Raw genomic sequence first — 18,778 nt, 5'->3', positions numbered from 1 at the left:
TTTTCTACTTTTCTTCAAGCAGAACATTAGCTTTTTTGTCTATTTCAGGAGCTATTTCGGACATCTTTTTCTTGCCGTTGAATACAAGGTCAAGATTGGGCATTATGACGTTGTCCTGGATTTCTCTCCATTTGGGCGTGAAAGGTTCGTAAATGACATATTTGACGGCTTCGTTGAGCATTTTTTTATTTTTTGGTTTCCGGGGACTGAGAGCCCACGCCGGCCCTTCCGCGATTTCCCTTATGGCGGGCTGCGCCAGGCCGTCCTCTGCAAGTTTACTTTGGCCTTCCGAACCGCTTAAGGCTTTTAAGACCATCCATGCTTCTTTGGGATATTTTGTCTCTTTATAAATACAATACCCTGAACCGCCTGTCCCGAAGGCGCGTATTCCCGAAGGCCCTTTGGGAAACATCACTACATCCCAGTCGAAATTCGAGATTTTTCTGAATTGGGGCGTTTCCCATATTCCGGAAGAGTACATCGCAAGCTTTCCCGAGGTAAATAATTCCCATAACGCCATGCCGATATTTGCCAGGGCTGTTGAACTGGGCATTACCTCGTATTTATTCATTAAATCGGAATAGAATTGTATCCCTTCCACGGTTCCGGGCTTATCAAAAGTGAATTCGGCCGGATTTTTGACATTATCCACAATACTTCCCCCGAACGAATAAATAAAGTTCATCCAGCACCATGAGTAAAAGCCGTATTGTGTGATGGTGTTGCCTTTCCTGATGGTCAGTTTTTTTGCTGTCTCAAGCATCTCGTCCAGTGTCCAGTCATCCGTTGGGTACGGTATTTCGGCCGCATCAAAAATGGACTTGTTGTAGAAAACGCAGGCAAAAGGAGCCGTGTCCCGCGGCAGGCAATACAATTTGCCGTCTATTGTAAAACGGTCCACCACTTCGGGAAAAAAATCATCTATTGATATGCCGGGATCCTCGTTTATAAACTGTGTCAGGTCGAGAAAAGCGCCCTTTTCCATGAAAGATGTGAAAATATTAACTTCGGCGAACATTATATCGGGCGCGGAACCCGCGGCTATCCTGGTCAGGATTTTTGAACTGTAGCCGTTTGCGGCTATATGGTTTAATATGATTTTAATGTTCGGGTGTTCTTTTTCCCATTTTTTTGCTGTTTCGGTTATTATTTCTTTTTCTTCCGGGGCACCCCAGAAAGCGACTTCAATTTTGGTAACGTTTGTTTTATCGATTTTGGCGCATCCTGAGAAAGAGAAAAACATCAGGGTGATTGCCGCTATGGATGTAATAATTCTGGACATTGTTAAGTTCTCCTTTCGGTTACATAATTATACAACATACAGCATATAAATATATTATACAAAAAGCGGAAAAGTTATTTTGAATCATATATTCAAACATGTCAACTTTTTTTATAAGTCGGGCTCAGGCATATGATTGAGGTTGACGAACTCCGGACCTGTATGAAATTAAGATGTTACCGTTAAATCAGCCATGGGATAAAAGTTAAACGTTTTTGTGAAATTAAGATCTTGCCTGAAGATATATAAATTAAAACTTGATTTGGAATAAGCCTTTTACTATGATGCTTTTTTATTGTAAAGAGCAGATATTTCCCATTCAAAAAATCGGAGACTTGTATGAAAGCAGTGATACTTGCGGCCGGTAAGGGCAAGCGGATGAAAGATCTTACTAAAGACTGCCCTAAGCCTATGTTAGAAGCGCATGGGTCCCCTATCCTGGAATATATTATCCTTTCGCTTAAGAATATGGGCATAAAGGAGATTTTGATTATAACCGGTTACAGGGCTGAGGTAATCGAAGGTTATTTTAAGAACGGAGCCGCGTTCGGAGTTGATATTACATATAAACATCAGCTTGTTCAGGACGGCACAGGGAAAGCGCCGGAACTTGCCAGGGATTTTTTAGGGAAATCTCCATTCCTGCTCTCCTACGGGGATGTGTTGACCGCCCATGACAATTATCCGATGATCCTGGATTATTTTTATAAGACCGGTTGTTCGGCTCTTTTGTCGTTAAAAAAGGTCAAGGATGTTTACGGCGGCGGCGCCGTTACCATGGATTCGAACGGCAGGGTTACAGGCCTGGTGGAAAAGCCTCAGCCGGGAACCGCTGTTTCCAACCTCGAAAATGCCGGAATTTATATTTTCCGGCCTGAAATATTTGATTACACATCCGGCCTTCAAAAATCGCCGAGAGGAGAATACGAGCTTACCGATGCGCTGATAATGATGATTAAAGACGGCCTTGATGTGAGAGGATATGAGTTACAGGGATACTGGGGAGATATAGGCGTTCCCGAAGCCCTGCAGGAACTCAGGAAAATTTTAAAGAAAAAAGGCGAAATTTAATTTTTCAGCGCACTCTTTTATAGGTTTCGACTTTCTTTTTCAAAGGATATTTCTTCAGCAAATTGTTTCTGAGGTTCCTTATTGCTTCAAGGGAAGCAAAGATAATGCCTCCGGGTGTCAGGCTTTTTGTGTTATCAAATTGCTGCGAATCGTAGATTACCCTGCCTGTGGATGTATGTACGACCTGAATGCGCGCCCCTGTTCTTACGGAAGCCGACACGATATTCACGCTTTCTTTAAAAACCGTTATCCGCCCGTAGACCAGGCCCTCCGCGCCCAGTATTTCGCCGAGTTTTTGGGGGGAACATGAATAAATGTCAGTTACGTTTGCTTCCTTCAATTTAGCGTCGATTGTTTCCCGGCTTAAAATCAGATAAAAACTGTAGGATTCAAAACCTTCGATAAGCGCATTTCTGAGCCATTCCCCCGCCTCTTCTTTAGATGTTTCGTTGTCTATGGGAAGAACGGCGATTACCTTTATCTCGGCATTAACCTGCCTGAAGTTCCCTGACACTGTTGTGACATTCTTTCCGGAAGAAGGAGCGAACAGGGCCTGGGAATATGTGGATAAAAATATCAGTATGGCGATTGTGGCAAAATACAATTTTTTCATTTTCTTCTCCCCTTGCTTTTCTATAATTCTTTGAATTTCTCTATTTTGTCGGTTTCCCCGATAACAACTATTACATCCCCTTCATTAAGCAGGTGATTTGGCGTTGGCGTGATATTGATTGATATCTTACCCTTGGTATTTTTATCATTTTTGCTTTTTATGGCGATTACATTGATATTGAATTTTTTTCTTATACCGCTTTCATTGAGGTTTTTCCCGTCAAGTGAATGAGGGATCTCAAGTTCGGCTATATTATATCCGGGGGATATTTCAATCTGTTCGAAGATATCCGGCGAAACAAGGCTGTTTGCCAGACGGGTGCCCATATCCCTTTCAGGAAATATTACCCTGTCGGCCCCGATTTTTTGCAGCAGTTTTCCGTGAAGGAGGGTCCGGGCTTTGGATATAACTGTCTTAACGCCCAGTTCCTTCAGTATCATCGTCACCAGAATGCTGGATTCGAGGGTTTCAGCTATTGAAACGATGGCAACATCGATATTTTCCATGCCCATTGCTTTGAGGGCCCTTTCATCGGTTGCATCCATTGCGACCGCGTGTGTCGCGATCTCGCTGATTTCCTGTATTTTTTCGGGGTTGGAATCTATTACAAGGACCTCGCAGCCTTTTTGGCTGAGAGCCTGCGCCACGCTTGTTCCGAATCTTCCTGCTCCGATAACCGCAAACTGCATATAACCTCCTTTATCCGACCATAACAGTTTCTTCCGGATATTTTATTGACGGATAATCTTCCCTTTTCCCTACTATGAGGGCTATTGCAAGGGGGCTTATTCTCCCCACCAGCATAATTATTATAATTAAAAATTTCCCGGCTAAAGACAGATAAGGCGTTATTCCCGTCGAAAGGCCTACGGTGCCGAAAGCGGATATTACTTCAAAAAGCACTTTTACAAGGTAGCCGTTTGCGACCATATTCCTGACTTCCGAAGTCTGTTCCGTTATAAGAAGCAGGGTTGTCGAAATCAATATTATGTAAACCGATATAACCACTATTGAAATGGCTTCCTGGACGACTCTTTGCGGCACGGTCCGTTTAAAGACCGTAACATTCGGGTTGCCTTTGATTATTGAATATGTCGTGGCGGCCAGGACTGCGAGCGTGCATGTTTTGATACCTCCGCCTGTCGAGCCCGGAGACGCCCCTATGAACATTAAAAACATGATAAAGAAAAGAGTCGCTGTTTTCATGGAATTGGTGTTTATTATGTTGAACCCCGCCGTTCGTGGAGTGGCCGAGCAGAAGACGGCGGCCTGGACCTTTTCCGCAAGGGTGAAATCTTTGAAAGTGTTATCCCATTCTATGGAGCCTATAACCATGGCGCCGAAGATAAGAAGTATGGCGGTCGATATCAGCACTATCCTGGAATGAAGGCTCAGCTTTCCTTTCAGCGTCCTGTCTCTTTTCCAGAATTTCAGGTTCTGCAGGTTGAAAACGACTAAAAATCCCAGTCCGCCGAGTATAATCAGTACAGCCATCGTGAGAACCACGAGATTATCGCCGGAAAAGGCCTCCATATTGCTGCCGAAGAGCGTGAAACCCGCGTTGCAGAAAGCCGATATCGAGTGAAAAATCGAATAATATGCTATCTTAAGGTCGGAGCCGTAAGGCAGCACGGGATTGTCTGAGATTTTGAACCGTATAAATAACAGCAGGGCACCCAGCAGTTCAGTGATAAACGTGAACAACAGTACGGATCTTATTAATTTATTGACGCTTATCCCTTTTGTTTTATCCAGCGTGTCCCTTATTATCAGCTGGTTTTTCATGGATATCCTTTTCCCTATTATCATCAGGTAGAAAGTAGACAATGTCATTATCCCCAGCCCGCCTATCTGGATTAAGATAAGCACCACCATCTGCCCGAATGCCGTCAGGTCGGAACCTATATTTTTTACAACCAGGCCGGTAACGCAGGTTGCGGAGGTCGAAAGGAAAAGAGCATCTATGAAATGGAGCCTGCCGGGCCCCGTCGTAGATATGGGAAGCTCAAGCAACAACGCCCCGATGAGTATTGCGCAGAGATATGAGAATAATATTATTCTCGGGGGATGTATTTTCTTTTGTTTTTTTATTTTTTCTATAGTGTCCATTAATTAAAAATTATAAGGTCTATGGCGGGCAATTTCCAGATATTATTTAATTACTTTCGAAATCAATCGAATTTGTTTTTTTATTGATAAAGGCATATATTCCCGAGCCCGGCCCGAATTTGTTATCGAGAATACCTATTGCGATTTTGTCCAGGATTTCTTTCCGGATTAATCTTTTCAAAGGGCGCGCTCCGAATTTAGGGTCATATCCTTCTTCCGCTAAAAATCTCATGGCCTCCGGCGAGATTTTCAAAGATATCCGTTTCTTCTCGAGAATTTTGGATATATATTGTAGTTGTATATTAACAATGTTTGCTATGTCCTTGCCGGATAAGTTGTTAAATATAATAATATCATCTATTCTGTTAAGAAATTCGGGTTTGAAATATGTATTCAGCATATCTTTGATTTTCCGGTCCAGGATATTTTTATCTTCTTTGGATTCCAGAAGGAGGGAACTTCCGATATTCGATGTCATTATCAGGAGGCTGTTCTTAAAATCCACAGTTCTCCCCTTGCCGTCGGTCAGCCTCCCGTCTTCAAGCACCTGGAGCAGTATATTGAATACATCGGCATGAGCCTTCTCTATTTCGTCGAATAAGATCACACAGTAGGGTCTCCTGCGGACTTTTTCGGTAAGATAACCCCCTTCTTCATATCCTATATAGCCCGGCGGCGCCCCGATCAATCTTGAAACGGAATGTTTTTCCATAAATTCGGACATGTCGATTCTTACAAGCGCGTGTTCGCTGTTGAAAAGAAATTCCGCGAGGGCTTTTGCCATTTCTGTTTTTCCTACGCCTGTAGGCCCCAGAAAAATAAAGGAACCCAGCGGCCGGTTTTCGTCCTGGATCCCGGCCCGGCTTCTTCTTACCGCATTTGACACGGTTTTCACGGCTTCATCCTGACCCACAACGCGTTTTTTTAGGTTATCTTCCATGCTGAGCAGTTTATTTTTTTCGCCTTCAAGCATTTTTGTTACCGGGATCCCTGTCCATCCGGATACAATTTTTGCGATATCTTCTTCTGTGACTTCTTCTCTCAGGAATTTGCTTTTTTTCTGGAGCGCGGTTATTTTACCGTTTGATTTATCCAGTTTTTTCTGCAGTTCGAGTATCGTGCCGTATCGTATCCTGGCCGCGTTTTCAAGGTTCCCCTCCCGTTCCGCTTTTTGTTCTTCGATCCTGGCTTTATCGAGTTCCGATTTGATATTTTTGACGGAATTTATGAGGTCTTTTTCATTTTGCCAATTTGCCTTCATTCCATTTGCCGCTTCCCGGAGTTCCGATATTTCCTTTTCAAGTTTTGCCGTTCTGTTTTTTGAAGAAGTATCCTTTTCTTTTTTTAACGCTTCCCTTTCAATCTGCAGCTGGATGATTTTCCTCTGTATCTCATCGAGTTCAGCCGGCACGCTGTCTATTTCTATCCTTAACTTTGAAGCGGCTTCATCGATCAAGTCAATGGCTTTATCGGGTAAGAACCTGCCGGTGATGTATCTGTCCGATAAGGTTGCCGCGGCTATCAAAGCCGAATCGGTTATTTTTACCCCGTGAAAAATTTCATATTTCTCTTTTATGCCGCGCAGAATGGCCAAGGTGTCTTTTGTATTCGGTTCCCCGATGTAAATCTGTTGAAATCTTCTCTCAAACGCCGCGTCTTTTTCAATGTGTTTGCGGTATTCGTCAAGGGTTGTCGCCCCTATACATCTTAATTCTCCCCGCGCCAGGGCCGGCTTTAACATATTTGAAGCATCCACCGCCCCTTCAGCGCCCCCTGCCCCGATGATTGTATGAAGTTCATCTATAAAGAGGATGGTTTGCCCCCCGTCGCTTTCCAGTTCTTTAAGAACGGCTTTAAGCCTTTCTTCGAATTCACCCCTGAACTTTGCGCCCGCGACCAGAGACCCGATATCAAGCGCCAGCAAGCGTTTATTTTTAAGGTTTTCGGGGATATCTCCCGCGACAATCCTCTGCGCCAGGCCTTCGACAATGGCTGTTTTGCCCACACCCGGTTCACCTATAAGCACCGGGTTGTTTTTCGTTCTGCGGCTTAAAACCTGTATGCAGCGTCTTATTTCTTCATCCCTGCCTATAACAGGGTCCAGCTTCCCCGCCGTTGCCAGGTCCGTAAAATTCCTGCAGAATTTCTTGAGCGCCTGGTATTTGCTTTCCGGGGACTGATCCGTTACTTTCTGCCCGCCCCGGATTTCTTTAAGCGCTTCCAGAATCAATTTTTTTGTTATTCCGTATTCCTGGAGTAATCCGGAAAAATCTTTGTTTTCAGTGTCTGCCAGGGAAAGCAGCAGGTGTTCGGTTGAAATAAATTCGTCCTTAAGGCCTGACGACTCCTTCTCCGCTCTTATCATCGCCTTGTGCAGGGATGGAGAGAAATAAGTGGAAACATTACTGCCTTCAACAGAAGGGAACGAATCGATTTTTTCGGCAAGCGCCGTTTTCAGGGAATTAATATCTGTCCCCAGTTTTTGCAACAGAGGATATACAATTCCGTTATCCTGGCTGATCAGCGCGGACAAAAGGTGAAATTCGTTGATTTCCTGGTTGCCCTTATCTATTGCCAGAGATTGGCTTTCTCCCAGAGCTTCCTGCGCTTTCAATGTGAATTTATCGAATTTCATATTATAATCACCTGTCAAAATATCATTTATTTTATCACAACACGGTAAAAACTTATTTAAAAAAAAGCCCTCCGGCAACGTTTCCCGGAGGGCTTCAATATGAGCTTATTTTATCCTGCGCCGTTTTACATCATTCCGCCCATTCCACCCATTCCGCCCATTCCGCCTCCGGGCATCCCGGGCATCGGCTGTTCTTTTTCAGGAATGTCGGTGATTATCGACTCTGTTGTTATCATAAGAGCCGCTATGCTCGAGGCATTTTGCAATGCGGAGCGCGTGACCTTTTTAGGATCGATGATACCCGCTTTTAACATATCCTCATAAGTGTCGGTGTCTACATTGTATCCTTCATTCCCCTTTTTCTTTTTTACTTCCTGGACAATGATATCACCGACTTTGCCGGCGTTGTTGGCAAGGGTTTTCAAAGGTTCTTCAATCGCCTTGAGGATGATATTTTTGCCTATTCTTTCATCCCCTTCAAGTTTCAGGGATTCAAGCGCCTTCTCGCACCTTATTAAAGCGACTCCGCCGCCCGGAACTATTCCTTCCTCAACAGCCGCCCTTGTCGCGTGTAACGCATCTTCCACTCTCGCCTTTTTCTCTTTCATTTCAGTTTCGGTTGCCGCTCCTACATTTATGACCGCGACCCCGCCGGCAAGTTTTGCGAGCCTTTCCTGAAGTTTTTCCTTGTCGTAATCGGAAGTCGACAATTCGATCTCTTTTTTGATTTGTTCCACACGTGCTTTGATGTCTTTCTGCTTTCCGGCGCCTTCAACGATAGTTGTGTTTTCTTTGTCGACAGTTATTTTCTTCGCGCTTCCAAGGTCGTCCAGTGTGATATTTTCCAGTTTGATACCGAGGTCTTCGGAGATGAATTTTCCGCCTGTTAATATTGCGATATCTTCCATCATCGCTTTTCTCCTGTCTCCGAAACCGGGGGCTTTGACAGCGCATATATGCAGTGTCCCGCGGAGTTTGTTTACGACAAGCGTTGCAAGAGCTTCTCCCTCGACATCCTCGGCGATTATCAGCAATGGCCTGCCGGACTGCGCGGCTTTTTCAAGCAGGGGCAGCATATCCTTCAGGTTGGATATCTTCTTTTCGTAGATTAAAACCGAGCAATTCTCCAGTGAAGCTGACATGTTTTCCGTATCAGTTACAAAGTAAGGGGAAAGATATCCCTTGTCGAACTGCATCCCTTCCACCACATCAAGATTCGTATCCAGGGTTTTACCTTCTTCGACGGTTATTGTCCCGTCCCTTCCCACTTTGTCCATCGCTTCAGCTATGATCTCACCGATGCTCTTATCATTATTTGCGGAGATTGTAGCTACGGCGCATATTTTTGACCTGTCATCTTTTACCTGCTGGGCCATTTTTGAAAGTTCGGAAATTATAACTTCCACAGATTTTTCAATTCCCCTTTTCAAAGCCATGGGGTTTGCGCCCGCCGTAACGTTTTTCATCCCTTCTTTGAGGATTATCTCGGCCAGAACAGTCGCGGTTGTCGTACCGTCGCCGGCAACATCGCTTGTCTTTGAAGCCACTTCTTTAACGAGTTGGGCGCCCATGTTCTCAAACGGTTTTTCAAGCTCTATCTCTTTTGCGACAGTCACACCGTCCTTAGTGATTGTGGGAGAACCGAATTTTTTGTCAAGAACCACATTCCTGCCTTTGGGCCCCAGAGTTACTTTTACGGCCCTGCTTAACTGTTCCACTCCTTTTAAAATTTCCCGTCTTGCTTCTTCTCCGAATTTCAGTTGTTTTCCGCTCATTTTAACCTCCGTTATTTCTCAAGAACAGCCAAAATATCTTCTTCTTTAGTTATTATATATTCTTCCCCGTCTATCTTGATTTCATTGCCGCCGTATTTTTCGATAAGAACAAGATCGTTTTTCTTGACATTAAACGGTATTTTTTTTCCGTCCTTATCGATTTTACCTGTACCCAGTTCTATTACCTTCGCCTGCTGCGGTTTTTCCTTGGCGGTATCGGGTATTATTATCCCGCCTTTTTTCACTTCTTTTTCTTCAACCCTTTGGACTAGCACTCTGTCTTCGAGAGGCCTGATTTTCATGTGTTACCCTCCTTCTTATTTTGTTTTATTTTTGCCGTTATTCTCTTTATCGTCATCGACTACTTTAAAATCCGCGTCTACAACATTCTCCTGATTGGCGTCTTCTTTCCCCTGTTGCTTGTCCTGTTCCGGCGGCGGTGTCTTATCCTGGCCGGCTTTCTGGTAGATGACGGAAGATACCGCGTGCAGAGCGTTCATCAATAATTCGGTTTTCTGTTTGATTTTATCAGTGTCCTCCGATTTTAAGGCGTCTTTGAGTTCATTGACGGATTTTTCTATGTCATCTTTTTTGTCCGCAGGGATCTTGTCTTTGTGTTCCTTTAATGTTTTTTCCGCCTGATATATAAGGTTTTCCGCGTTATTTTTGGCTTCGATTTTTTCTTTTTTCTTTATATCTTCCGAAGCATGAGATTCCGCATCTTTTACCATCTGGTCGATTTCATTATCTGAAAGTCCGCTGGACGCCTTTATCGTGATGTTCTGCTCTTTGCCGGTTCCAAGGTCTTTTGCCGATACATTCAGGATCCCGTTCCTGTCCAGGTTAAATTTTACTTCTATCTGCGGAACCCCTCTCGGGGCGGGAGGAATTCCCACCAGTTGGAATCTGCCTATGGTCTTATTATCGGCGGCCATTGGCCTTTCTCCCTGGAGGACATGGATTTCCACGCTTGTCTGGCTATCGGCGGCTGTCGAGAATATTTCACTCTTGTCCACAGGTATTGTTGTGTTCCTTTCTATTAATTTTGTAAACACACCGCCCAGTGTTTCAATGCCGAGGGAAAGAGGTGTTACATCAAGAAGCACGACATCCTGGACATCGCCCTGTATTATGCCTGCCTGAATTGCCGCCCCTACCGCGACAACCTCGTCCGGATTGACGCCCTTGTGCGGTGGTTTGCCGAAGAAATTCTTTACTGTTTCCTGTACCATGGGCATTCTTGTCATACCGCCCACAAGAATAACTTCATCGATTTCCGAAGCCTTCAACCCCGCGTCTTTAAGGGCCTTCCGGCACGGTTCTATGGTTGAATGGACCAGGTCATCCACCAGTTGTTCGAGTTTTGATCTGGTAAGTTTGATTACAAGATGTTTCGGCCCGTTCGAATCGGCCGTAACAAAAGGCAGATTAATATCGGTTTCGGTTGAGGAAGATAATTCGATCTTGGCCTTTTCCGCGGCTTCCTTCAGTCTTTGAAGGGCCATAGGATCTTTTTTCAGGTCGATTCCATTTTCTTTTTTAAAGTTATCCACCAGCCAATCAATGACTCTCTGGTCAAAGTCATCTCCTCCTAAATGTGTATTGCCGTTTGTGGATTTAACTTCGAACACGCCTTCCCCTATGTCAAGTATGGAAATATCAAATGTTCCTCCGCCCAAATCGTAAACAGCTATTTTTTCGTCTTTTTTCTTGTCCAGCCCGTAAGCGAGAGAAGCCGCTGTGGGTTCATTTATTATTCTCTCTACCTCAAGCCCCGCTATTCTGCCCGCATCCTTTGTGGCCTGCCTCTGGCTGTCGTTGAAATACGCGGGCACGGTAATAACGGCTTTGCTGACTTTCTCGCCAAGATACGCCTCCGCGTCGGATTTTAATTTCTGAAGAATCATGGCGGATATTTCCGGAGGGCTGTATTTCTTTTTTTCGATTTCGACACTGGCATCCCCGTTGTCCCTTGCCGCAACCCTGAAAGGCACTTCCTTTATCTCTCCCCCGACCTCTTTAAACTTTCTTCCCATAAATCTTTTGATGGAAAAGACCGTATTGTGAGGATTAGTGATCGCCTGTCTTTTTGCTGTTTTTCCCACAAGCCTTTCCCCTGATTTTGCAAATGCCACTACTGAAGGGGTTGTCCTGTCTCCTTCGGAATTTGGAATTACAACAGGTTTACCCGATTCCATAAACGCTACGCAGGAATTTGTGGTTCCCAGATCTATACCAATGACTTTTGACATAATAGCCTCCTTAGTCTCATTTTATATAAGATATGCTTACTAATTAGATGCAATATGTGTGCCAAGCATTACCATGGGATATATGATACAGATAATATATTGCAGAGCAGCACGTTAGATGATATGCGCCATATTCTATCCGATTTTCAGATTGTGTCAAAAAGTTACATGCGGGCTTATTGTGACATAAAGATACTGTATCATTACAGGCTTAAATCATATTGTTTAAGTTTCCGGTATAATGTTCTCCTGCTTATTCCGAGGCGGTTTGCGACTTCTGTCTTGTTCCCGCCGGATTTTTGTAATTCTTTCAAAATAAGGTCCTTCTCCAGGTCTTTAATCGTGCCTTTTCCCGTTGTAATGTTTTTGCCGGAGGGAAGACCGGCCTCTTTTATAATTTCGGGGGGTATGTCTTTTATGTCGAGAATACGGGAAGAACTGAACAGTATCATGTGCTCAACGGTATTTCTCAGCTGGCGTATATTTCCGGGCCAGGTATAACCTGTAAGCAGTTTCAGCGCTTCATCCGTAATCCCCTCGATTATTTTACCGGATGATTTAGCAAGGTCTTCGATAAAATGATTGACAAAAAGAGGGACATCGCCGATTCTCTCTCTCAGGGGGGGGAGATGAAAATGCACAACATTTAAACGGTAATATAAGTCTTCCCTGAACCTGCCGGATTTAATCAGCGGTTCCAGATTTTTGTTTGTAGCCGCTATAATTCTTATGTCCGCTTTCAGAGTCTGGGTACCGCCTACTCTTTCAAATGTTTTATCATGAAGCACTCTAAGCAGCTTTGTCTGTATTGATGTTGAGATTTCGCTGATTTCATCCAGGAATATTGTTCCTTTTTCGGCTAATTCAAAACGCCCCGCTTTTCGCGAGGAGGCGCCGGTAAACGACCCCTTTTCATGCCCGAAAAGTTCGCTTTCGAGTAAAGTTTCAGGAAGCGCGGCGCAATGGACAGGAGTGAATTTGCCCGGCCTTTTACTTATTTTATGTATGTCCTGGGCCAGTATTTCTTTGCCCGTGCCGCTTTCGCCCGTTATTAAGATCGTGGTATCCGTCAATGCCGCTTTAGAGGCCTGTTCATAAATAGTTTTTAGCGCCGCGTCATTGCCTATAATAGTCGATTGATTCCGGAAGGCGCCCGCCGCGACTTTTTTATCGATGAATTTTTCAATGATGACTTCAAGTTTGTCGAGATTGACGGGCTTTGTAATATAGTCGGAAGCCCCCCTCTTCATGGCTTCAACGGCGTTATTAATGGTTCCATACGCCGTAAGAAGGATTACGGGTATATCCGGATTTGCGGACCTTATCTTATCCAGAAGCGTCAGGCCGCCCATTACAGGCATCCTGATATCCGTTAAGACTATCGAAGGCATGTTAGATGCGAATAATTCATATGCTTCCTGACCGTTTGAAGCCGTTATAACGCGGTATTTTTCGGAAAGGGCGGATGCAAGCCCTTTAAGAGTGTTTATTTCGTCATCAGCAATCAGTATGGTTTTTTTATTCAAATCATTTGTCTCCCTGCGGAAGTAATTTTAATTCATCAGTCTTTATGGGAAGCCTTATTTTAATCAAGGTGCCGTTTTTTTTGCCGCTTTCCACTTCCAGAGTGCCTTTATGTTCCGACACTATTCTTGACGCGATCAGAAGCCCGAGCCCCGAGCCGGATTCTTTTGTGGAGAAAAAAGGCTCAAATATTTTTTGTTTGATGCTGTCTGAAATGCCCGCGCCGTTATCCTTAATATTAATAAGTATATAATACGGTTCCTGAAGGGTGGAAATACCGATTTCCCCCCCGGCATGATTAATTGACTGGACGGCGTTTTTCAGTATATTTACTATTAATTGTTTTATTTCCCCTTCATTCAGAAGAGTATCGGGCAGATTCTTGTTCAGGGAAATAGTGAGGCCGATTTTTTTGGAATTAAATTCCGGCTGCATCAGTTTTACTATGGAAGATATAATCTTGTTTACGCTTTTTCTTTCCATCGGTTTTTCGGAAGACCTCAGAGCCAGCAAAAACCTGTTAATTATTTCATCGAGACGTTTTATTTCATTTCTGCAGATGGAAATGTGTTCATTGACCTTTTTTCCCGTTTTTGATTTTTTGGTTTCGCGGTCTATCAGTTGCAGATGAATATTGAGTGAATTGAGGGGGTTGCCTATCTCATGCGCTATTCCAGCCGCGAGATTGGAAAAAGTTTCCATCAATTTAGATTGTTTTGTATCCTCTTCCATCCTTTTCCTGGCGGTTATATCTTTCAAAACAACTACCATGCCGGATAAATTATTATCGTCAAACGGTATTACATTAATATTAATCAGTGATTTTCTGGGATGGTCAACGGTTATTTCCTTATCGATAATACTGTATGAGGTCTTCACATTTAACGGTATGGAAGACAGAAAGGACGCGTCTTTTATCACATCCTGCAGGCGCCTTCCCTTATATTCTTCGGAAAAGATGCCTAATATTGATTTGGCTTTTGAATTAAGAAACGCTATGGCGCCCTTGCTGGATATTACAACAATACCTTCATTGAGGTTGTTGAATACGGATTCAAGGAATCCTTTTTCCCGGGAAAGATTGATAAAATACTTTTCTACATCCAGCTTATCGATTTTGTCGAGGTTCTGGATAAACTTATCAATAAATTTAGGTTTTTGGGTCATAATTATTAAACTGATTTTACAGATTTAACCCCGGGTATTTTTTCTTTCAGAGCCTGTTCAACAAGGTTTTTTAATGTCATTAAAGCTCCGGAACATCCCGCGCAGGCCCCTTTTAACCGGACGCTTACGTTTCCTTCCGCGTCAACAGAAACAAATTCAGCATCGCCGCCGTGGGATTGCAGATAAGGCCTGACTTCGTTATTCAAAACATCTTTGATCTTTTCTTCCATGGCAAAACTCCGTTCTTTGGTGTTATGACAAACAAAGGGATTCACCATGCATCAGTGAATCCCTTTGTTACCGTTACTCATTGCATAGCATATAGACTAAAATACAAATTCAGGTTCCCATACAGGTTCGTAATCGGAAGGTATGGGAAAAAGGAATGTTACTGTATCCCAGACCCCTGCGCCTGTTCTGACAACGGTGAAGCCTATCCCCTTCAGTAATCCGGTAAACCAGCCGTACCACGGGCTTACTTCAACAGAGTCATTATACATATTTTTAGGAATTTCTATCCACCCTGTCAGTATATTGGCAATCCCCCTGAAGAGCTTGTGGGTAATATCCTGGAAAAGCTCAGCTGAAGCAAGTGTAGATGAACTAAGGATAGCAGTTATGATTAAGACACAAATAGCTGCTCTGGAAAATCTAATCATTTAATTTTCCTCCTTTCTGCGCTTTAATTAAAGTTAAAATACGAATTCGGGTTTTACAAGAGAGTCATAATCATTCGGAAACGGGAACGGAAATGTTACAAGGTCAAATGCCCCCGAGCCTGTTCTGGCTACCGCCATAATAATTCCTTTGAAGAGCCCGATAGTCAAACCCCGGACAGGATTTGTAGCCATAGCTTCTTCGTAAGGCGTTCTAATGATTTCAACCCATCCTGTCGCAATATTGGCAATGCCTCTGCAGAATTTTCTTCCGGCATTGTTGGTGCTTGCATCAGCAAATGCGGGAACGCACATGCCCAGAAAGAGTGTCGTTACCAAAACTACAATTGCTACTCTTTTCATCCATTAATCCCCTTTCTTTGTGTTTTTGATTTAGTATAATGCCTTTTTATTCTATATATGAAAGACTTTCGAATACAAATTCGGGTTCCATTACAGGCTCATAATCCGATGGAGCCGGTATGGGGAATGTCACGATATCCCAGACTCCCGCAAGAGTCCTGGCGACAGTCATGCCTATTCCTTTGACAAGCCCTATAAACCAGCCGGCGTATGGGTTGATTTCTTCGCATGAATTCATTATGTTTTTCGGTATTTCGCACCATCCAAGGGCTACGTTGCACAATCCCCTGCCGAACTTGTGCGCCATTTTACCGGGCACAGATCTTTCTTCGGCGACAGCGCAGGAAACAAAAATATTAAAAATAAAAGTAATCGTAAACATCAAAACCAGAAATTTTTTCATACCGTATGTTCCTCCGTAATGAATACAACTAATTATACAAATTCCATATTTAGGATTAATCTATCACAACGTAATATGAGATTCAAATGTTTTTTTTCTTTTTTTTAGGCGGTAAAACATCTGACTTCAGTCGAACCATCCGCATATAATTAAAGATTTTATATATTAAATCATAATTATAATCAATAAAATTATTTGCTTATGTATTTTTGGCCTTTTTCCTGCAATTCGGATAATCCATTGTCTATCGATGTTTTCCCCAGTATAATCCTGTCGATTGCCGGAGAGAATTCCTTTTCCAGAAACTCTCTCCAGTTCTCAACAGGATAAGTTTCCGCTTCCGAAAAAGACAGCTGCAGAATTGAAAATCTCATATTTTCAGGCGGCGGGTGAAGGAAAAACTCTGATTCCGCGGCTGATTTTAACGCAGGCACGCAATTCCGCTTGCCGGTCATGACCATAGTTCCTTCGCGCGAGGAAAAATACTTTATGAACTTCCATGAGGCTTCGGGGTATTTTGTATCCGGGGATATGCAGTTTCCCCCGACCGCCAGGCGTGAATACCTTTTTGTCCCGCGCGGGACAGAGCATATATCCCACTTGAATCTTTTTATACCCGCAAAATCCACCAGCATGTAAGTTCTGCCTATGAACATCGCCGCTTTCCCGTTTTTAAACATTTCCATTTCGGACTGGCTTCTTTCAGAGGGATTTAAAACCGCGTTATTCGGAGAAACCCCGTATTTTGAGTGCAGGTCTATGAGGAACCGCAGCGCGGCTTTCGACCGCGTATCGTCAATTGTGCATCTTAAGGGTTTGCCTGTAAATAATTCGGAACCGAAAGATCTCATTAAAAACAGGGGGCGCGGCTGCAGAAACCCGTAAGTCTTTACCCCGTTTTGTCCGGTTTGCGTAAGTTTTAGCGCCGATTCCAATACATCCTGCCAGTTCCAGGCGGGCTCGGGATAGCTGACTCCGGCCGCATCAAATAAATCTTTATTATAAAAAAGAAGGTCTGTGCTGAAGTGAAAAGGGAAACAATACATTTTCCCGTTTTTATAACAGCTTTCGATAACTTCGGGGTAATAATCCCGCTTTAAACCGGGAAAATCTCTTTCAGCGGATTCGGTTATATCCATAACGGCTCCCCTGGATATATATTCATCAATGCGGTCCGTGACCATATAAAATACATCGGGCGGATGCTGTCCGGCTATTCTTACCTTGAGTTTCTGGAATACGGATAAAGTTCCGGAAGGCGCTGTCTCAATTTCGACGTTTATTCCGGGGTTTTCCCTTTCGAAATTATCGGTCAGCGTCTGTAAAGCGCTGAGCTGCTCGGGTAATGATTCTATTGTATGGTATGTAATATTAATTTTATCCTTCGTGTCTATGTTTGAACAGCCGGAGCATATGGCTATCGCCGCGATTAAGACAAAGGAAAGCGCGTATTCGGCCCGGGCGTTATTTTTCATCGTCTTTTTCCTTCAGCATAGCCAGCAATCCGCAAATTGAATGACTGTCGGGCGAATAAGTGCATCCTGTCGCCGCGCAGGATTTGAAATAATCCATATCGCGCGGATTCCCTATGGCCATGCAATAACAGTTTTTTCCGGCCGTCTTAATAAGGGACGACAGCGAGCGCAGGATTTTTTTATCCCTGTACGCGTTGCAGGTTATAATAACCGGCGTGCGTTTTTTAAGGTCTTTATATTCCGGTTTCGCGGGATAAAACAGGATTTTTGCAGAGCTGAAAATTTCTTTAATCCGGGTTTTGAGCATTTTTTTCATCCTGAGAATATCCTGATTGCCGGGATCCGGCTGCGGTATGAGACACAGAAAAATATAATTTTTACGCTTTATTTTACTTTTTATTTTTATTGTGAGCGCTTTTTCTGCTATGGCTTCGGCGTGACTTCCCGAAGATTGTCCGGCGGCCGGAGATTGAGCCCTGTTTCCGGCAAGAACGGTTTTTTTCCAGCGGCTGATGTCGCTGAGGCGGTTTTCAATTATTCCCGGCTTTATCCTTGAGAGTCCCGCAAAGATTTTTTGTATGGTGGATTTATTATGACACGCGAGAATAAAATGAGAACCCGCTTCCACGGATTTTTCCGCGAAATAAGGGATCTCATAATTTTTTCTGATTGCCAGCATATCTATGTCATCTGTTATCGTGATCCCGCGAAAATTTAATTTTTCATATAACAGTCCGGATATTATTTTCCGGGACATGCTTGCGGGGAATTTCCTGTCCAGGCGCGGGTACAGGGCATGGGCAAGCATAATGCCGTCGACACATCCTCTTCTTATAAGCGATTCGAATACCGAAATGTCTTCGGCGGACAATCTGTCTCTGCCCGCGCCGATAACGGGAAGGGATAAGTGGGAATCGACGCCGGTTTTACCCAGTCCGGGAAAATGCTTTGCAAAACAGGAGATAGAACCCTTTTTCATGGCTTCCATGAATTCAGAGCCGAAATCTATCGCGGTTTTCTTTTCGCGGCCGAAAGACCTTATTCCTATCGCTGAACATTTTTCCCCGCCGCCGATATCCAGAACGGGAGCAAAATTGGCGTTAAATCCCAGTGAACTTAGTTTTTTTGCGGCAGATTGCCAGAGAGAAGCGGCATGATATTTCATCCCGGATCTTGCGACAGCCGCCTGGGACGGTATTTCATCTATTAAGGAACCGAATCTGTGGACGGGGGCGCCTTCGTGATCCACCGCTATTATCAGGGGTGCTCCCGATATGGAAGCTCTCGCTTTCCGGCAGTTATCTATAAGATTTTTTACCTGCGGCAGGGATATGATATTTCTGGAAAAAAAGACCAGGCCGCTGATTTTATCAATAAGAATTTTACGTTCCAGTTCCCTATTGAATTCAGTTCCGTTGAAGCCGCTGATAATGAAACTGCCCAGATCATTCAT

The 18,778-nt window shown here is 43.8% G+C and carries 17 protein-coding genes; 1 reads left to right on the top strand and 16 read right to left on the bottom strand.

The features are described 5' to 3' along the window. Positions 1-4: 4 nt before the first annotated feature. Entirely contained in the window at positions 5-1,282 is a 1,278-nt protein-coding gene (locus tag M0R36_09315) for a sugar ABC transporter substrate-binding protein (protein MCK9555995.1), read from the bottom strand. Positions 1,283-1,621: 339 nt separating this feature from the next. Here M0R36_09315 and M0R36_09310 point away from each other — a divergent pair, with 339 nt between their 5' ends. Next, positions 1,622-2,353, top strand: coding sequence for a sugar phosphate nucleotidyltransferase (locus M0R36_09310; GenBank protein ID MCK9555994.1), 732 nt, complete (start codon positions 1,622-1,624; stop codon positions 2,351-2,353). A gap of 4 nt (positions 2,354-2,357) precedes the next feature. On the opposite strand, the gene M0R36_09305 is transcribed toward M0R36_09310, so the two are convergent. The 15 genes from M0R36_09305 to M0R36_09235 form a co-directional block, all read right to left on the bottom strand. Beyond that, a complete protein-coding gene (locus M0R36_09305) occupies positions 2,358-2,966 on the bottom strand; it encodes a CsgG/HfaB family protein (protein ID MCK9555993.1) in 609 nt (202 codons plus the stop codon). Between the two features lie 20 nt (positions 2,967-2,986). Beyond that, complete coding sequence (locus tag M0R36_09300) at positions 2,987-3,655, bottom strand: TrkA family potassium uptake protein (protein ID MCK9555992.1); 669 nt, start codon at positions 3,653-3,655, stop codon at positions 2,987-2,989. A 10-nt stretch (positions 3,656-3,665) separates the two neighbouring features. Then, complete coding sequence (locus M0R36_09295; GenBank protein ID MCK9555991.1) at positions 3,666-5,075, bottom strand: TrkH family potassium uptake protein; 1,410 nt, start codon at positions 5,073-5,075, stop codon at positions 3,666-3,668. Positions 5,076-5,121: 46 nt separating this feature from the next. Then, positions 5,122-7,710, bottom strand: coding sequence for an ATP-dependent chaperone ClpB (clpB, locus tag M0R36_09290; protein ID MCK9555990.1), 2,589 nt, complete (start codon positions 7,708-7,710; stop codon positions 5,122-5,124). A gap of 125 nt (positions 7,711-7,835) precedes the next feature. Continuing rightward, positions 7,836-9,485, bottom strand: coding sequence for a chaperonin GroEL (gene groL, locus M0R36_09285; GenBank protein ID MCK9555989.1), 1,650 nt, complete (start codon positions 9,483-9,485; stop codon positions 7,836-7,838). An 11-nt stretch (positions 9,486-9,496) separates the two neighbouring features. Beyond that, positions 9,497-9,787, bottom strand: coding sequence for a co-chaperone GroES (locus M0R36_09280; protein MCK9555988.1), 291 nt, complete (start codon positions 9,785-9,787; stop codon positions 9,497-9,499). A 15-nt stretch (positions 9,788-9,802) separates the two neighbouring features. Beyond that, positions 9,803-11,737 carry a molecular chaperone DnaK gene (gene dnaK, locus M0R36_09275; GenBank protein ID MCK9555987.1) on the bottom strand — a complete coding sequence of 645 codons (1,935 nt, stop codon included), beginning with the start codon at positions 11,735-11,737 and terminating at the stop codon, positions 9,803-9,805. Positions 11,738-11,940: 203 nt separating this feature from the next. Continuing rightward, entirely contained in the window at positions 11,941-13,263 is a 1,323-nt protein-coding gene (locus M0R36_09270; protein MCK9555986.1) for a sigma-54 dependent transcriptional regulator, read from the bottom strand. 1 nt (position 13,264) lies between these two features. After that, positions 13,265-14,428: an ATP-binding protein gene (locus tag M0R36_09265; protein MCK9555985.1), complete on the bottom strand. Its 1,164-nt coding sequence runs from the start codon at positions 14,426-14,428 to the stop codon at positions 13,265-13,267. A 5-nt stretch (positions 14,429-14,433) separates the two neighbouring features. After that, a complete protein-coding gene (locus M0R36_09260) occupies positions 14,434-14,658 on the bottom strand; it encodes a NifU family protein (GenBank protein ID MCK9555984.1) in 225 nt (74 codons plus the stop codon). Between the two features lie 96 nt (positions 14,659-14,754). Continuing rightward, entirely contained in the window at positions 14,755-15,087 is a 333-nt protein-coding gene (locus M0R36_09255; protein ID MCK9555983.1) for an exosortase system-associated protein, TIGR04073 family, read from the bottom strand. A gap of 33 nt (positions 15,088-15,120) precedes the next feature. Next, the gene (locus tag M0R36_09250; protein MCK9555982.1) at positions 15,121-15,447 is read right to left on the bottom strand and encodes an exosortase system-associated protein, TIGR04073 family; all 327 of its coding nucleotides are present in this window, start codon (positions 15,445-15,447) and stop codon (positions 15,121-15,123) included. 46 nt (positions 15,448-15,493) lie between these two features. Further along, a complete protein-coding gene (locus M0R36_09245) occupies positions 15,494-15,850 on the bottom strand; it encodes an exosortase system-associated protein, TIGR04073 family (GenBank protein ID MCK9555981.1) in 357 nt (118 codons plus the stop codon). Positions 15,851-16,041: 191 nt separating this feature from the next. Next, positions 16,042-17,325, bottom strand: a complete 1,284-nt coding sequence (locus tag M0R36_09240) for a sugar ABC transporter substrate-binding protein (GenBank protein ID MCK9555980.1) — start codon at positions 17,323-17,325, stop codon at positions 16,042-16,044. Further along, positions 17,315-18,778: a hypothetical protein gene (locus tag M0R36_09235; GenBank protein ID MCK9555979.1), complete on the bottom strand. Its 1,464-nt coding sequence runs from the start codon at positions 18,776-18,778 to the stop codon at positions 17,315-17,317. The genes M0R36_09240 and M0R36_09235 overlap by 11 nt, the downstream gene beginning before the upstream one ends.

It is taken from the genome of bacterium, assembly GCA_023228325.1.
In the GTDB taxonomy this organism is placed as follows: Bacteria; Auribacterota; UBA6266; order UBA6266; family UBA6266; genus UBA6266.
This window is presented reverse-complemented; position numbering and strand designations above follow the sequence as displayed.

Bases quoted from the DNA above. Each gene is read 5' to 3' on its own strand.
- M0R36_09315 (MCK9555995.1), bottom strand. From the start codon at position 1,282: ATGTCCAGAATTATTACATCCATAGCGGCAATCACCCTGATGTTTTTC.
- M0R36_09310 (MCK9555994.1), top strand. From the start codon at position 1,622: ATGAAAGCAGTGATACTTGCGGCCGGTAAGGGCAAGCGGATGAAAGAT.
- M0R36_09305 (MCK9555993.1), bottom strand. From the start codon at position 2,966: ATGAAAAAATTGTATTTTGCCACAATCGCCATACTGATATTTTTATCC.
- M0R36_09300 (MCK9555992.1), bottom strand. From the start codon at position 3,655: ATGCAGTTTGCGGTTATCGGAGCAGGAAGATTCGGAACAAGCGTGGCG.
- M0R36_09295 (MCK9555991.1), bottom strand. From the start codon at position 5,075: ATGGACACTATAGAAAAAATAAAAAAACAAAAGAAAATACATCCCCCG.
- clpB (MCK9555990.1), bottom strand. From the start codon at position 7,710: ATGAAATTCGATAAATTCACATTGAAAGCGCAGGAAGCTCTGGGAGAA.
- groL (MCK9555989.1), bottom strand. From the start codon at position 9,485: ATGAGCGGAAAACAACTGAAATTCGGAGAAGAAGCAAGACGGGAAATT.
- M0R36_09280 (MCK9555988.1), bottom strand. From the start codon at position 9,787: ATGAAAATCAGGCCTCTCGAAGACAGAGTGCTAGTCCAAAGGGTTGAA.
- dnaK (MCK9555987.1), bottom strand. From the start codon at position 11,737: ATGTCAAAAGTCATTGGTATAGATCTGGGAACCACAAATTCCTGCGTA.
- M0R36_09265 (MCK9555985.1), bottom strand. From the start codon at position 14,428: ATGACCCAAAAACCTAAATTTATTGATAAGTTTATCCAGAACCTCGAC.
- M0R36_09260 (MCK9555984.1), bottom strand. From the start codon at position 14,658: ATGGAAGAAAAGATCAAAGATGTTTTGAATAACGAAGTCAGGCCTTAT.
- M0R36_09255 (MCK9555983.1), bottom strand. From the start codon at position 15,087: ATGATTAGATTTTCCAGAGCAGCTATTTGTGTCTTAATCATAACTGCT.
- M0R36_09250 (MCK9555982.1), bottom strand. From the start codon at position 15,447: ATGAAAAGAGTAGCAATTGTAGTTTTGGTAACGACACTCTTTCTGGGC.
- M0R36_09245 (MCK9555981.1), bottom strand. From the start codon at position 15,850: ATGAAAAAATTTCTGGTTTTGATGTTTACGATTACTTTTATTTTTAAT.
- M0R36_09240 (MCK9555980.1), bottom strand. From the start codon at position 17,325: ATGAAAAATAACGCCCGGGCCGAATACGCGCTTTCCTTTGTCTTAATC.
- M0R36_09235 (MCK9555979.1), bottom strand. From the start codon at position 18,778: ATGAATGATCTGGGCAGTTTCATTATCAGCGGCTTCAACGGAACTGAA.